Raw genomic sequence first — 15,316 nt, 5'->3', positions numbered from 1 at the left:
TATAAACTGTAATATGTAAATATTATTGTAAGTAATTATTGAATTTCTTACAAAATATACAATGAAAGCTTGTTTAAATTTTCTCTTAGGCAGAAAGACGCTCTGAGGTAGAATCTTGTGTTGTTGGAGGCAGTAAAGGCTGTAAGGCCTTTATGAATTTTTTGTAGTTACGTTTGTTTTTACCCCAGTCATATATTTGAGTGGGAAGAGCGCAAATAGAGGTGAAGTGAAGTTGGGTATGTTGGTCTACTTCCTCTAGGCTTACTTCAATATATTCCGAAAAGGAAGACATGGAAAAGGAGGTTTGAGCATAGCATTTAAGTGTGCCGTTGTCTACTCCAACACTTTTAAAATTGGAGTGCTTTAAGGCTTGTTTTACTATTTCCAAGTTGTCCAAAGCTTTGCCTTCTATTGATGTGTACCCTCTATATTTACAGGTGATAGCAGCTGGATTGTTGGTGAATTTTTTGTACAAAAAGATAAAAATGATGCCGCCTATAAGCAGAGTCCACAAAAAGTTAGGATCTGTTAATTCCATGTTGGTTGATTTGAAATTGATGGCTGAAATATAGTGATTTTTATAAATGAATTTTTCAGTATATAAGTTGTTTTTAAAAGGAAAATGATGCTTGTTTATTCTTTGATAAATCTAAAGGTGTTGCCATTAAAATTTATTTAAAAGATAAAGGCCTTTTTGTAGCTGATGTATATCTAGCCCTTCTTTGTTGGAAACGGAGCCTGAATTTATTTGAGTTCCCAGAACACTATGGATTGTGTATTCAGTTTTATTTGTTAGCCCAGAAATGTGTATAATGTTAGAAGCGGGATTAGGATATAGGCCAATGGCTTCGGTTTTATTGATTTCTGGGTTCGAAAGCGTGCTAAAATTAATTTTTGAAATTGTGCCTCCCCAAGCTTCAGTTATATAAAGATCGTTTTCAAAGAGGAGCATTGATGTGGGGCCACTAACTGAGGTTAAAAATTCAATAGCAAATGGAGAGGATATATCTAACGATATTTTTAGGATGTTGGAACTCCAAAAATTGGCTACATATAAATTGTTGCCATTTAAAAATAGACCGGTTGGGGTGCCTATATCTGTTACAAATTCAGTAACAAGAGGTGGGTTATTGTTTAGGTCTATTTTAGAAATTTTATCACCACTCTCCTCCGCAACATATAAAATATTACCATTTAGTACAAGGTCTGAAGGCAATGAAAATCCGGTTACTATGTCTGTAACTGTAGGATTCGAGATGTTCATATCTATTTTAGAAATCTTGTTTCCTGTTGAGAAATAAAGGTTATTACCAAAGGGTGTCAGGCCATCAGGACCGTTTACTCCGGTTACAATATCTACTGCTTCAGGTGTAGAAGTGTTGAGGTCTATTTTTGAGATTTTGTTTGCTGTTGTAAAATATAGTTCGTTACCAATTACCAATAAATCTTTGGGCTTATTTAGTCCTGATATTAGTGTGATGGCTATGGGGGCAGAAGTACTTAGGTCTATCATGGAGATTTTATTTCCTGTAAGTTCCGAAAAGTATAAGTTGTTACCATGAATAGCCATACGGTATGGGGTACTTAAATTTGTTACAACATTTGTAAGTTGCCCCAAAACAAGTTGCGTACCACCAATTAATAAAAACAATGCGAAAGTGATAAGTTGTTTCATTGCTTAAAATTTAATAGTTCGTTACGAAATGTTTGATTTGTAGGTACTTTGGTTGGAAATTAAATTGAGGAAAAGTATTCTTATAAATTTAGTTTAAATAATTGATAATCAGATAAATAAAGTGTTAAAAATGTATTGGAATTATTTTTTGTTTTAGCAATGAGAACAAACTTAAATTTATGATTTATTGGTGTTTAAGGATGAAAAGGGGGGAGGAGGTCTGTTGATAGAGTTCTTTGTTAACGATGATTACAAGCTTATTGGTTTTTCTTTTGTTAAGGCATAAATTGTAGAAGTCTCTGCCTATACCTTTTTGGAGTGAACAGGTTGTAATAGGAAGTGGTTGTAAATCTGTTTTTTAGCTAATTATGCGTAACTTTAATAAGGCAATTTTTCAAAATCGTATTATGAGACTATGTGTGAAAACCCTCCGTGTAGTGTTTATTGGATTCTTGATCTTCGGCAGCTATGTTATGAAATCCCAGACTTATGCTGTAACCAATGGAACAGCTTTTTTTAAGGCGAAAATTTCTATAAATTCCTATAGTGGTGAGTCTAAAGAATTAAAAGGCCATTTGGATGTGGATACTGGGGAATTTGAGTTTCATGTACCTGTAAGTTCCATTGATACAGGAATCAATAAACGAAATGAACACATGTTTGAGTTGTTAAAAAGCAAGGAATATACCTATGTGAGGTTTGAGGGAGTCTTGGAGCAACCTTTGGATGTGGAGTCTCTAGGTGCGCAAACCATTACTGCCCGAGGCACGTTTACATTGGCGGGCTCTTCCAAGGAAGTGGCTATTCCTTTGGAATTTAGCAAGGAAATGGATGGGCTGCGTTTAAAAGCTTCATGGAAGCTGTTGATTACCGATTATAATCTTGAGCCACCTACAAAAGCATTGTTTAGGGTAAAGGATGAGCACGAAATGGAGGTGGAAGCTTTGTTAAGGGAGGATTAGGTTTGTTAGAAAGGGTAGCCAATGGCGAAGTTGAAAATAGGCTCGTCAATTCTAAAGTCATAACGTTTTCCTTCGGGAAGGGATGGGTCGTGAAATGGGGCGGCCAAATCAAATCTAACCACAAAGCCTTGGATATCAATTCGAGCGCCAATGCCGGCTCCCATTCCCAATTCATTGATAAAGGAACTGCTGAACTTTCCTCCGGGAAGGGTTTCATTTTCTTTGGAGTTCCAAATATTTCCGGCATCCACAAAAACGGCTCCTTTTAAGAAGGAAATAATGGGAAAGCGATATTCAATATTGGCTTCCAATCTGATATTTCCAGCTTGATCTATATAAGTATCATCATTATCGGTTTCTTCACTAAAAGTTCCCGGGCCCAAAGAGCGTATTCTAAAGGCTCTTACACTATAGGGGCCTCCTGCATAATATTGTTTGACAAAGGGAAGAACGTTGGAGTTGCCGTAAGCCAATCCATAGCCACCAAACAATCTAGTGGCAATCACCTGTTGTTTTCCCAAATCTAAATGGTAATGAAAATCTAGGTCCAGTTTGGCGTATTGTGCATAGGCAAGTCCTAAAAAGGTTTTAGGTTGATTGGTGCCTTGATCTTTTCCAAATAAACTAATGGAGTTTCCTGCAATGTCAAAAGTGGCGTTAAAATAAAATTGGTGCTTGTCCTTGGCATTCACCATGCCGTTATAGGTAAAGGAATACATAAGCCCCGAAATAAACTCTTGATCAAAACTTTCTTGTAAATAGGGGTTTTCATCCAGTATCTGTTCAAATTCAGGAGTGGTGTTCAAAAGTTGTGTATAGTTGACCGTGACAGGGTTGATTTCGTGTGTCACAAACTTATTGGCATCCCAAGTATATCCAAATTTTACATTGCCCGATAGCAGGGCGTACAAATTACTTCGGCTTAAATAATCTATGCTCAATGAGGTTTTGGTTTTTGGGATGGAGTATTTAAAATAATTGTTGTCAAATTTTATGGGGAAGAGCATGCGTGGTACCACAAGTTCACTTTTAATACCCAACTCGGTACTGTTAAGGCTATTGCTGTTGCCACTGGCAATTTGCTTTTCAAATCCTAATTTTCCACTAATACTAAAGGTTTCGCCGCCGCTAAAAATGTTGCGGTTGGTATAGGTAATGGCCAGTGCAGGTCCTGCAAAGTTGTTGGATTTGGACACGGCCTGAAGTTCGGTTCTTAAACTTCGTTTGTTCAACGGCGACAAATAAATGTCGGCCTGTAAATGCCCTATGGAATCATTGGCAAGAGTGTCCACTTCCTTATACTGAATGTTCACATATTTATAGGAACCTATGGTAGAGAGGCGTCTGGCAGTATTTCTGGAGTTTTGGGGGTTGTAAAGTTGTCCTTCTTCCAGTGTGACAAATGGATCAAGATATTTGGGCTTGAAAAACGGTTCCGTTTCTATAAAATTTTTGTTGTTGAATCTTGTAGGGTTTGAAGCCAAAGAGTCTTTCGCCAAATCATAATTGGAGTAGATGTTCACCTTGGTGATTTTGTAAGGAACTTGAGCCTTTTGAGGCACTTCCTTTTTCAGGCGCAGATAAAGATCGAAGCGTTTGTTTTTGTAGCGATTGGTATCTGCTTCAAAAATTAGGAACTGCGAGTTAAAGTTGTAATAGCCCTTTTGTTTCAATTCAGCATCAATTCTACTGCGCTCCAATTCAAAATTTGAAAGGTCAAAGCGCATACCTTTTTTAAATGGGGTGCTATTGAGGCTTTTGGCGATTTCGGCATGAATGGGGTCTGAAAAGGAATCTAATTCATAGCGTTCCATGGTATAAGGTGGTGCAATTCTGGCGGTATAATGAACAGAACTTTTGTAGTCTTCTTCAGTTATTTCCGAATCGGCACTACTGTAAAAGAAACCGCGGTTTTCCAATCGGTTTAAGATAAGATCCCGTACTTCGGAAGGTTCAACATCTGATTGGTAGATGGGTTCCTCTCCGTATTTTTTGTACAACCATCGGTTGATAAAGCCAGGGTGTTCTTTTTGCATTTTGTAATAGTAGTGCAGCCCCAAATGCATCCCTAAAAAGGAGGAATTAGGTTCGGGCATTAGGACTTTTTCCAATTCATCCTTCAGTAGGGATTCGTTGGTAATTGTAGAATCTGATTCTATTGAAAGCGTGGCGCCGGTGTAAAGATGTTCGCCTTCAGGAATGTGCTTGGTAATACTGCAGGATTGAACCATCCAAATGGACAAAAGAAGGATATAGTAGTGGCGATATTTTGAAATCTTGTTCAAGTGGATACTATACTTTATGTTTTAGTTGTCGGTTTCTGTTTTTGTGTTCTCATTCTTTTCATTTTCATCCTCTTTTGTTTGTGGATGCACAAGGGCGTGCCAAAACTCACTGAATTTATTAAATTCCAAAGTGAATATTAGGGCGATACCACTTACCATGGTTTGGCCATCTATGACATTTTCAAACTCATTGCGTCTGAATCCTTTTATTCTATAGCGGCCATTTTTGGTGAGCATATATTCCAGTGTCACATTCCCAATGATGGGGGCTTCTTCATCTTCAGGGTTGCTGCCCTGTATGTCAACTTCGCTTCCCACCTGTACGGTAAGCCGGTCGTTGAAAAGTTTCTTCTGTGCAGCGATGTCCAATTGGGTGCGGTCTTGGGGTGTATTGCCTTGGTAATCGGTAAAACTGTCCAAGCCAAAATTGAGTTCGAAACCGGTATTTCCCAAAAGCTTATCCGAAAACATATTTAATTGATCAGATACCGCATCGTTAAGGTTGTCCCGTGCAATTGTGGCCATTCCACCGGAGCTTCCGTCACTGCCGGGTTCTGGATAAAAACGGTTTAAAACCAAAAGAGCAAACACCTGCTTGTTGAGTTCCTCTTCCTGTCGGTTTACTTGTTGGATACGTCCGTACACCTGTCCATCAATGGCTCCCTGTTCATCTTCGGGCATGTCAATATCAAAGGAAATGACAGGTTTCATCAGTTCGCCATCAATATTCAGAAATACTTCAAAAGGCAATACTTCTCGATATTTGCTTTTCACCGAAGGGTCTGCATTGGAAGTTTGGGAAGCCATTAAAGGTCCAGCCGAAGTTTTCAATTGGTACATGGCACGAATGTCCAATTGGGCATCAAAAGGATCCCCAGACCAAGTCACGCGGCTTCCTGGAGTGAGTTCAAACTTGCGGTTGACCAAATTATACAGGCTCATTTCGTAATGGCCATCTGTGACGTCATAGACTCCCGAAAGATTCATTTGTCCGTTGGGTTTCATGGAAAAATTAAAGTCACCTTCACCCGAAACCATAAAGTTGTCGTTGGTGCTTTCATTGATAATAATGGTGACGGCGGCCTCTTTGTCCACCTTGATAAGGGCTTTGACATCAAAGCCTTTAACAGTAGCGGTTTTTTCTTCTTTTTGGGTTAGGATGGCATCGGGATTGTCGCGGTTTACAAAAATGACCACGCCATCACGCTGCTCCATATTTACGGAAGCTGAAGGCATGATATACTTGATATCGGTTTCTTTGCCTAAAGTAGCGTTTACATTCAATTTAGGGATTTGAAGATCGCCTGTTAACTTGGCCTCAGCATCAAAAACGGCTGTTCCGTATATGAGGTCGTTGTCTTCGCGTGAGGCATTCAATACTTGGAAATTGTCTGCTTTTATATCTAAATTGAAAGTAGGATTGGCTAAATCGTTGGTGCCAATATCACCAGAGACCACAAGGGTATTGTTGTTGGCATCCTTGATCGTGAAATTGTCCATGGAAATCAAATCGTTTTGAAGTGAGACCGTTTCATTGTCCATAGAAAAACTAGCATTGAACTTGGTAATTTCAAAACCAGCATCTTTAAAATTAAGTTGCCCTTGATAATTAGGGCTTGCGGTTGGGCCATTTACAGTAAAGCTTCCCGAGAGCTCGCCTTTGGTTTCAGAAATCTCGCCCAAACTAAAACCTTCCAAAGCCTTCATTTGGAGTGAATTGATAGTTAAGTCTAAATCTATGCTTGGATTCGCTTCACTGGCCAAATAATCTCCCGTCATATCCAAATCAACATCTCCTTCCTTTAATGAAGTGGTGAAATTGTAAGTGTTGTTGCCTTGTGGGGTAGCCTCCAGGGTTAACTTGCCCATATCTACGTCTAGGGCGTTCAGTTTTGTGATGTCCAGATTGGCAATCAATCCCATGTCCTCAAAAGGAGAAACTATAACAAGATTGCCATTCAAATATCCAGAAGCAATGCTTTTGTTTGGGTTGAGGTAGCTGAGCAATTCGTTTAGGTTGAAATTGGAAAAATTAATGGCCACATGATCTTTAGTGATATCAGGTTGTTGGTGGGTAAGCTCGACAAGTTGATCGCTTTTGCTGAGTTGAAAGTCTTGAAATTCCAACTTTTTGTCGCTATAACGGATGAGGTTTGATTCTGGGATGTTCCAAGCTTCTTTGTTGATGGTAAGGTTTGAGGGAATTGTATACAATTCTAAAATATTGTCTTTTGAAGTGATTTTGGAATCGATATTTATGAGGGTCTCATCATTGTCTTGAGCCAAGAACTCTAGGAGCAATTCTCCATTTTGCTGCTTGCCATTAAAACTGGTTTTGGGAATTGCCAAAGGGCCGGTTGTAAATTCTTTAAAGTTGAGGTCGAACTCAAAATTATCCACATCGGTGTTTAGGGAAAAGGCCAAGCTATCCAACTCAAAGCTGCTATAGTTGATTCGTGGCGCCGAAATATTGGCATTTAAAACTTTAGCACTTTCGTTGAAATCCATAGCCATTTTAATGGTGTCAAGGTCTTTGAGGTTGACCAATAAGACGTCGTTCATCAATGAGGATGGATTGATGGTTCCTTTGAATGTTAAGTTTACAGGGCGCTCCAAAGTGTCTACCAGTCGTACGTCATCAAAAAAGTAACTTTGAATATGATGTTTTAGAGCCTTGCTAAATATTTGTGGATTGGTATTGGAAGCTAATTGGGCGTCCAGAAGTTTGTTATGGATTTCAACCGAAGTGGTGTCGATGTTTACATGTGCAATGGCATTGATGTCACCAATTAAATAGGATTTATTGTCATAAACCACAACGCCTTCCGTAAGGTTGGAGGATAGATCGAATGTTTCGGAATTCCCTTTGAAATCAGCTTTTAACTGAAAACCCGTGCGGATGTTCCGCTCCATAAGTCCTAAGGCATTGAGGTTGGCACCTTTTAGATTTAGGTCAATTGAGGCTTGGGGAGCAATGGAATCTAAAGTGACCAATGCATTAAGGTCGAGGTCGAGGCTGTCGTCTTTATATGCCGAACTCACTGTGCCGCTCCCGTCTACGATAGTACCAGTGAGTTTTAAATCGGTAATGTTGTATTGTTTTAGGGCAAATTGCGAAATAACGGCGTCGAAATTCGCATTTAGCTGGTTGATGTTGTCGCCCGAGCCATCGGCTGTAATGGTTAAGCTAAGCGGCCCTAATTCCTCATTTTTTAGAAGTTCATCCAATCTGTATTGGTCAATATGGGCTTCAACTTCAAAAGATAAACCGCTTTCATCGTTATAATGTCCATCTATGTTCGCCATCCCTTGAGAGGAGTTCAGTTCTGCTTTGGCTGTAATGTCCTTTAAATTTCCTTTGATGGTTCCTGTAAGTTGTATGCTGTCTGGAAATTGAATGCCAAGAGAGTCTTCAACAACAAATTTGATAAGGTCTGAACGGGTAGTTCTAGCCGAAAAAGAAGGAATGTCAAACTGGATGCTATCTGTTTTAGTGACATTTTGAATGTTGCCATTGGCAGATAATTGTGTGTCTTTTCCCCAATTGATGCCAAGGTCCGAAATGTTCAGTGACGCTAAGGTACCATTCACGTTCAAATGCCCTTTTATTGTATTTTGGCTTACAGTTTGTAAATAGGGGTTGTCTTTTAAAGTAGGTTGGAATTTAAAAATATCGTTTGGGTCTAGTTGTATTTGGGATAGGTTTATGTCAATGGTGGAAAGTTCTAGAGAGCTCAGGAGCTGTGACAATTCAGAATAACTAATCGCAAGCGATCCTTTTAATTTGTTTTGGTTGATGCTGGCATGAAGTTGTTCAACGTTTAGACTTTGGTCATTGGCACTTAACTTTAGGCCAAATTCATTTAGGGTGATGCCTGAGGCCTCCTGAAATTGGATGGTTTCCAGTTCAAGACCCGCGGTTTTGTCTTTAAGAAAGATGTCGTTGGCTTTGAGGTTGACATGTTTTAAAGCCAAGGCATTGGGATTAAAGTTGTCCTTTTGAGGTGTGTTGTCACCTGAAAAATAGGAGAAACTGTTGTCTTCAAAGTCAATATCGCCAATGGCAATATTTAGGTCGGGCCATTTAAACTCGTTAGAACTTGTGATGTCTGAACTGGATTGTGGAAGTTCACTGTTGTTGGTGTTGGTAAGCACCGAAATGCTGGATTGCTGTAAGCTGAGGTTGCCTATTTGATACGAATTGTTAGCAAGGTCGATGGCTTCTAGTTCTGTGTAAAACTCATCAATGTTGGCTTGGGCCTTAATATGACTGTTGGAAGATTCGAAATTGGCAATGACGTTTTTTAGGGTAATTTCATCGGCAGCTAGAAAGGGGAGTGTGGTACTATCCGATTCGCTGGATGGTGCTGAGTCTGTTTGAATAAAGTCGATCTTGGCATCGCTGAGTGTTAATTCCGAAGCTTTAAATACCATGTCTTCCAAATTGGTGTCATCCATGTCTAGTTGAAATTCCTTAAACACAAAATGGCTCTCAATACCTGTTACAGCATCGTTATAAACAATATCAAAATCATTAAGATTGAGTTTGCCAAGAACTAAGTTGAGTGGCTTGGAAATGGTATCTTTTGAGGTTTCGTTGTCTTCTTCCGAGGCAAAAGCATCTATTAAAAATTGAAAATTAAAGCCTTCAATGCTGTCGGTTCTTTTAATGTTAGCTCGCAATCCGTCCCATTGTAGGTCATCAACTCCAACCCCTTTTCCTGTAATCAAGGCCCAAAGCGGCATGTTGACTTCCAGTGATTTGGAATAGATCAAGGTGTCGCCTTTAGGAGTTTCCAAATAGAATTGTTCCAATTGGATGTCGCCATCAAATGTGACGAATAGTTTTTCAATGTCAATTTTGGTGTGGGTCTTTTTGGAAACAAAGTCCACGGCCTTGCCAACAATGATGTCTTGGCCCCAAGGGCTTCTTACAAAAAGGACGAGCAGTAAAAATAACAGCAGAATGCCCAAAAGAAATTTACCGAGAATGCGCAATACTCGGTATTTCTTTTTGGGAGATGGTGTAGGTTTGTGTGCTGTTTGTGCTTCCTTCAATTGATAGATTTTTCTTGCAAATGAATCTAAGCGTTAAGATACTATTTCCTTTGTAATTAATTGAATTATAGTATGAAAAATAGTGTTGTTAAGTTGTTTTTTAAGGCTGTTTCTGTGAAGTGTTTTGCGTGAGTAAATTCTGTATATTGCAATAAAAATTAATCAGTAAACCATATATGAAAATAATAGGAATAGGGAAGAATTACGTAAGTGATCTTTCAGAAATGCCTTCGGAAAAAGGCATGCCCGTGATCTTTACAAAACCAGAAAGTAGTATTTTAAAATCGGGGGAGACTCTGCAGTTGCCAAAAGTATCCAACGAGGTTTGGTACGAAATTGAATTGGCCTTTAGAATTGGGAAGACGTGCAAAAATGTATCTCGAGAAGAGGCTATCGATTATATTGATGGCATTACCCTTGCCAATGATTTAACTGCGAAGGATGTATTGGCTGCCAGTAGAGAAGGCAAGGGGCCTTGGGCTTTAGCGAAAGGCTTTGATGGCGCAACGCCACTAGGGGAATTTGTGTCTATGGAAGGCTTTCAGGACTTGGCCAATATCAATTTTACTTTGGAAATCAATGGTGAGGTAGTGCAAACAGGACATTCGTCGTTGATGATTTATTCATTGGGAGAGGTTGTTGAAGTAGTGTCTTCATTTATGACCCTTGAACCTGGAGATGTTATTTTAACCGGAACGCCAGCCAAAGGTGTTGGACTGGTAAAATCAGGAGACCGTATGTTAGCCTATTTAGAAGGTGTGAAAACCTTGGAAACGGTTGTGGCGTAAATTCAGGGAGGGTAGTTGCAATATAGTTGCTCTAGGCCTTTCCAATACAAAGTGAAAATTTATGTAAAGCCGCCTTTGCTTGAGGTGGCTTTGCTTTTTATCTAACTAACCAAAATTTGATGAACAGAACTTTTAATATTCTTGTACTTTTATTGATTGCCTTGTTGTTTTTTAGGTGTAATCCTATTAAAAAAGCGCCTAAGTATACGGGGGCATCTAACGAGGTGAACCTATATTCAGGAGATACGCTATTTAAAACTGTGTTGCTAGATTATGCTTTTACTGAATTAGACAAGCCACCATATCTTCTGAAATCAATTGCCAATCAAGAAAACCTCAATTTTTCTTTTGATTTGGAAGGCCCAAAGTTGTTTCGGTTTTACGGTTATGACCCGCAATCCTATCCTTTTTATATTTATGTAACTCCAGGGGATTCCTTAAGTTATCGATTGGAAAACCAAATGATTGTTTTTGAAGGAAGGAATGCGGCACACTACAATTTCTTCAAGACACTTTTTGAGTCCAAACTTTCTTATGCAGGTTTTGATGGAGAGCTTGGTTTGAATGCTTTTAAACAAAAAACCAAGGACATCTATCAAGAGCGGTTGCAGGTTTTGGAGGCGTATGTGAAAAAAGAAAATACGTCTCAGTCCTTTTATAGTAGTATAAAGGAAGTGTTGCGATTTGAATATATTAATTGGTTGTTCAATAGGAACATGATTCCCACAGGAGCTATAACCGATTATTCTACCTTTTTGGAAGGCGTTACTATGGAAACGTTTAATAGAAATGACCAAGCAGATAATCCTTATTTTTATTTGGCTCTCATCAAGTATGTGTATTTGGTTTCTGAGGAGAAATTTGGTGAGGCTAATGCCAGTGAAGCTTTGCAATATCAGCTGCAGCTAATTGATGAAAACTTACAAGGATTAACCAAGGAGTATGCGCTGACTAAAATAATCTCTGATTATGATGCTCATATAAGGCCGGAAGATATAAATGATTTGCTAGAAGTGGTTGCCGCCTATTTGCCAAAAATAAATGACGAAACCTACAAAGGTGTTTTAGAGAAAATAGAAGAGCGTTTAGGCAGTTTTGACAAACAATTGACGGAAGCGGTAAATAAAGCAGTGTTGTTGGGCCGAGAAGGAAGGCAGGTGACATTTAATGAGGTTTTGGAATCGCAGAAAGGAAAATATAAGGTGATTGATTTTTGGGCCAGTTGGTGTGTGCCTTGTATAAAGGAAATCAAGGAAGGTCATTTGTTTAGAGAAAAAATCACAAAGAATAAAAACGTTGAATTTCTATATGTTTCCATAGATAAAGATCGTGATAAATGGATGGCAAGAGGAGAAGAGTTGAAAGCTTATGGCATGCTTGAAAACCAGTATGTTATTGTTGATGACGAACATGATATCTTAAGGTCTTTTTTTAATGTTGTTGCTGTCCCTCATTATGTAGTTTTGGATGAAAACAATGAGGTGTTGTTGTTTAATGCTCCAACTCCAGCAGATACTTCAGAGTTTATGGAGGTGTTTGAGGAGGTGAAATAAGCAAAGGTTTAAAAGGTTCGATTTGTAGAGAAGTGTAAATGAAAGAGTGGTACGAGTATGTTTGGTTTTAGGTGCAAGAAGGTTTGAGGTTCCTATGGGGGAAGGCTTAAGTTAATTTGATTTCTTTGATATCTAGGTGGTTAAAAATTTAATATATGTTATATAAAATTCATTTATGTCTATTTTTCGTATTTAGTTTAATTGGTTATTCGCAAACAAAGGAAACCTATAAGATTTTGAGTAGTGTTGATTCGTTAGGAGTTGAGTTTGCACATATAGTTTTAAATGATGAAATTCTAACTTATACGGATCAAAATGGAGAGTTTCAATTGGATAGTAGTATTGTAGTCGATAGTTTAAAAATATCTCATCTCTCTTATTTTTCAAGAATTATAATGCATACTGAGCTTCAGGAAAAAGGGATTTTCTACCTATCGGAAAGGTTATGGTCTTTGGATGAGGTTATAGTGAATGTCAAACAAGAAGAAAAGCCAAAAGAAATTCTTCCGGAACGATCAAGTATTGATGTTTTGTTTAATCGAGACGATATTAGTTTTCCTTACTCCTATGAATTCGCTGTATTCGTACCTAATTATGAAAAAGAAAAATTATTAATAAATAAAATAATACTTAAGTCAAAAAGAAGGGAGTCAAACGGAGATGATAAGTATATTCCTTTTAGGGTTAACTTAATGACAATTGATAGTGTAACTAATTTGCCGGATGTGAAGATTTTTGAAGAGGATCTGACTGTTGGGAAATTGGAGAATCAACATTTGCTTCTGATTGATTTGAAAGGTTATGAGGAGGTTTTTATGCCCAAGAACGGTATTTGTGTTGTGGTGTCCTTGTATAGCGAAGAATATTATTTAAAAAATGGTTTTACAGAAAGACCTGCTTTTGGTGTGGTGCAAATAAATAATAAATCTCAATTTAGAGAATATCGGAAGCATGTGTCAGCAGATAAAAAAAGTTGGAGAGAGGCAGGGTATAGTAAATCTAGAGAGCAGTGTTTTAACTTTGGGGTAGAAGTTGTTCGTATTGATTAGTTCTGTGATGCAATTAGTCTAATATTAATAATGGAATATTTTAGGGATTAATTAGTGGAATTTCTTTTTACTTAATCTCTCTTCTTATAAATATCCTTCAAGATCACGGTGTCCCCTTCCTTGTTGACTGTTTCTAAATCGTATCTCACCTGGATGGGTGTACCTATAGGAGCATAGTAATAAATAATCCAAGCGTCTGATTCTTGGGTGCCAATGCAGCCGTTGGAATAAGCTTTGCCTAAAGTAACCGGATTGGTGGTGGGATGAATCATTTGGCCGTATTTCTGGCCATTCAATTCAGTTTCTATAAATGGAATCAAAGGCAATTTGGTGACTTGGTTGTCATCTCTTCGGGTTACAAAATATTCATGGTTGGTGGCGGGGTTCACATAGCGAGGATGTTTGTTATGGGCTACAATATGGCCTTCTCCGGTTTTGGTGCGTAAGTCTTCAATTTTGTCGGACATCTTTAGGTACTTTGTTTCGTGTCTTCCTACTCTTACCGGGAATTCATAAAGCTCTGTTTTTCCTTCGTAAATTCGGAGTTTGAATTCGGGGATGTTCACATTTATGCGGGTGTTTTGGAACGCAGTAAGAAGGCTCTTGGCGGTTAGGGAATCTGGAACTATAAGCGTATTTCCCTTGGGCAAGGCAATCATTTTCTTTTGGTCGTAGATAAAAGAATCGCGTGCTTTCATTAGGTAGTAATCGGTGTTGTGTAAGGTGTCAATCACCCAGGAATTGGCCCGTATCAACAGATGTTCAGTAAGGGGGTATTTTGTTAAAGAGTCGTATTGCTTTACTAGGGAATCTACATATTGAAAATAGTTTTCAATGGTAATATTGCGATCAATCTTGATAGTCCGCCATCCTTTTTCGGTGGAAATCGTGTCTTGTTGGGTATTGAGCTGTGATAAAAGGAAATTTTTCTCCTGAAAAAGAGAGCTCTTTAATAGGATTCCGAGAATAAAAATTGCCAATACTTTATAGCTCATTTTAGGTGCGTGCTACAATTGTTTGTTGTTTAGAACTAAGGCAGCTGTTTGCTGAAGGAGCGCCTCATTGTTGTTTAGAATTTCTTTTGTTCTGTGATAACCTATATTAAAAATCTCATCAACATGTCTCTTGTCGAAAGTGCCATATTTGCTGAGCTCTTTTGGATACACGACCACATCACACAAATTGAATTTACTGTAATCTTCCTGAAAGGATTTTAGTTTAATGGCGCGTTCCATGATGTGGAACATGTGCTTGACATCGGTGATATTTATGGAGTCTATGCCATTCACGTAGCTTCCAATGATACAGTCGCAATGGGGTTTTAATAATTCCGCAGGAAAATTATTGAGTGTCCCTCCATCAATATAAAAATCGTTTTTTATTTTCACTGGGGCAAAAATCCCTGGAAAGGCTGCAGAGGCCAGTATGGGCATGATTAACTTTCCTTGGTTGAATATTTCAAGGTTGCCATCCAAAATATTTGTGGCCGTTATGCTAAGTGGTATTTGTAGCGCTTCAAAACTGTCTTCCTTTAGGTAGTTTTTGAATTCAGCATAAAACTTTTCGGTATCAATAAGGCCTGGTTTTCCTTTAGCGTACTTGGTAACGTCGAAAATTTGAAACTTTTTAAAAAAATGCAGGATATCACTCCAATGATGTCCGTAGGCATACAATGCGCCTACGATAGCGCCAATACTGGTGCCTGAAATTTGTGTTGGGAAAATACCGTGTTCTTCAAGGGCTTTTATGGCGCCTATATGGGCTGCGCCTCTAACACCCCCGCCAGAAAGTACTAAACCTATGTTCATAAAATAGATGTAATGGAAAGTATTGCTTAAATATACAATGATATTTGGTTTTTTGAAATGAGAATTGTCAATGTTGATAATTGACTTACATCATATTGCGGATGCTTTCAATTTCATATCTTTAATAGATATTTGTGG

10 protein-coding genes are annotated in these 15,316 nt (G+C 38.4%); 4 read left to right on the top strand and 6 right to left on the bottom strand.

Annotation, left to right across the window (positions count from 1 at the left end):
• Window positions 1-85: 85 nt before the first annotated feature.
• Window positions 86-538: a hypothetical protein gene (locus RBH95_RS15375; protein ID WP_307900448.1), complete on the bottom strand. Its 453-nt coding sequence runs from the start codon at window positions 536-538 to the stop codon at window positions 86-88.
• A gap of 126 nt (window positions 539-664) precedes the next feature.
• Entirely contained in the window at window positions 665-1,675 is a 1,011-nt protein-coding gene (locus tag RBH95_RS15370) for a YncE family protein (protein WP_307900447.1), read from the bottom strand.
• Window positions 1,676-2,082: 407 nt separating this feature from the next.
• Between RBH95_RS15370 and RBH95_RS15365 the strand changes: the two genes are divergently transcribed.
• Entirely contained in the window at window positions 2,083-2,637 is a 555-nt protein-coding gene (locus RBH95_RS15365) for a YceI family protein (RefSeq protein ID WP_307900446.1), read from the top strand.
• Between the two features lie 5 nt (window positions 2,638-2,642).
• Here RBH95_RS15365 and RBH95_RS15360 read toward each other — a convergent pair whose 3' ends face one another.
• Together RBH95_RS15360 and RBH95_RS15355 are read right to left on the bottom strand one after the other, a co-directional pair.
• Window positions 2,643-4,868, bottom strand: coding sequence for a BamA/TamA family outer membrane protein (locus RBH95_RS15360; protein ID WP_307902265.1), 2,226 nt, complete (start codon window positions 4,866-4,868; stop codon window positions 2,643-2,645).
• Window positions 4,869-4,943: 75 nt separating this feature from the next.
• Window positions 4,944-9,980: a translocation/assembly module TamB domain-containing protein gene (locus RBH95_RS15355; RefSeq protein WP_307900445.1), complete on the bottom strand. Its 5,037-nt coding sequence runs from the start codon at window positions 9,978-9,980 to the stop codon at window positions 4,944-4,946.
• Window positions 9,981-10,156: 176 nt separating this feature from the next.
• Between RBH95_RS15355 and RBH95_RS15350 the strand changes: the two genes are divergently transcribed.
• From RBH95_RS15350 to RBH95_RS15340, 3 genes are all read left to right on the top strand, one after another.
• Window positions 10,157-10,768: a fumarylacetoacetate hydrolase family protein gene (locus tag RBH95_RS15350; RefSeq protein WP_307900444.1), complete on the top strand. Its 612-nt coding sequence runs from the start codon at window positions 10,157-10,159 to the stop codon at window positions 10,766-10,768.
• Window positions 10,769-10,887: 119 nt separating this feature from the next.
• Window positions 10,888-12,321, top strand: a complete 1,434-nt coding sequence (locus RBH95_RS15345; RefSeq protein ID WP_307900443.1) for a TlpA disulfide reductase family protein — start codon at window positions 10,888-10,890, stop codon at window positions 12,319-12,321.
• Between the two features lie 155 nt (window positions 12,322-12,476).
• Window positions 12,477-13,370 (top strand): hypothetical protein, encoded by an 894-nt coding sequence (locus RBH95_RS15340; RefSeq protein WP_307900442.1) that lies wholly within the window; start codon window positions 12,477-12,479, stop codon window positions 13,368-13,370.
• A gap of 71 nt (window positions 13,371-13,441) precedes the next feature.
• Here the strand turns inward: RBH95_RS15340 and RBH95_RS15335 are convergent, their stop codons facing one another.
• Together RBH95_RS15335 and RBH95_RS15330 are read right to left on the bottom strand one after the other, a co-directional pair.
• Window positions 13,442-14,365 carry a L,D-transpeptidase gene (locus tag RBH95_RS15335; protein WP_307900441.1) on the bottom strand — a complete coding sequence of 308 codons (924 nt, stop codon included), beginning with the start codon at window positions 14,363-14,365 and terminating at the stop codon, window positions 13,442-13,444.
• Window positions 14,366-14,377: 12 nt separating this feature from the next.
• On the bottom strand, window positions 14,378-15,178 hold the full coding sequence (locus tag RBH95_RS15330; RefSeq protein ID WP_307900440.1) for a patatin-like phospholipase family protein: 801 nt from the start codon (window positions 15,176-15,178) through the stop codon (window positions 14,378-14,380).
• Window positions 15,179-15,316 lie beyond the last annotated feature (138 nt).

This window comes from Mangrovimonas sp. YM274 (assembly GCF_030908385.1).
Taxonomy (GTDB): domain Bacteria; phylum Bacteroidota; class Bacteroidia; order Flavobacteriales; family Flavobacteriaceae; genus Mangrovimonas_A.
This window is presented reverse-complemented; position numbering and strand designations above follow the sequence as displayed.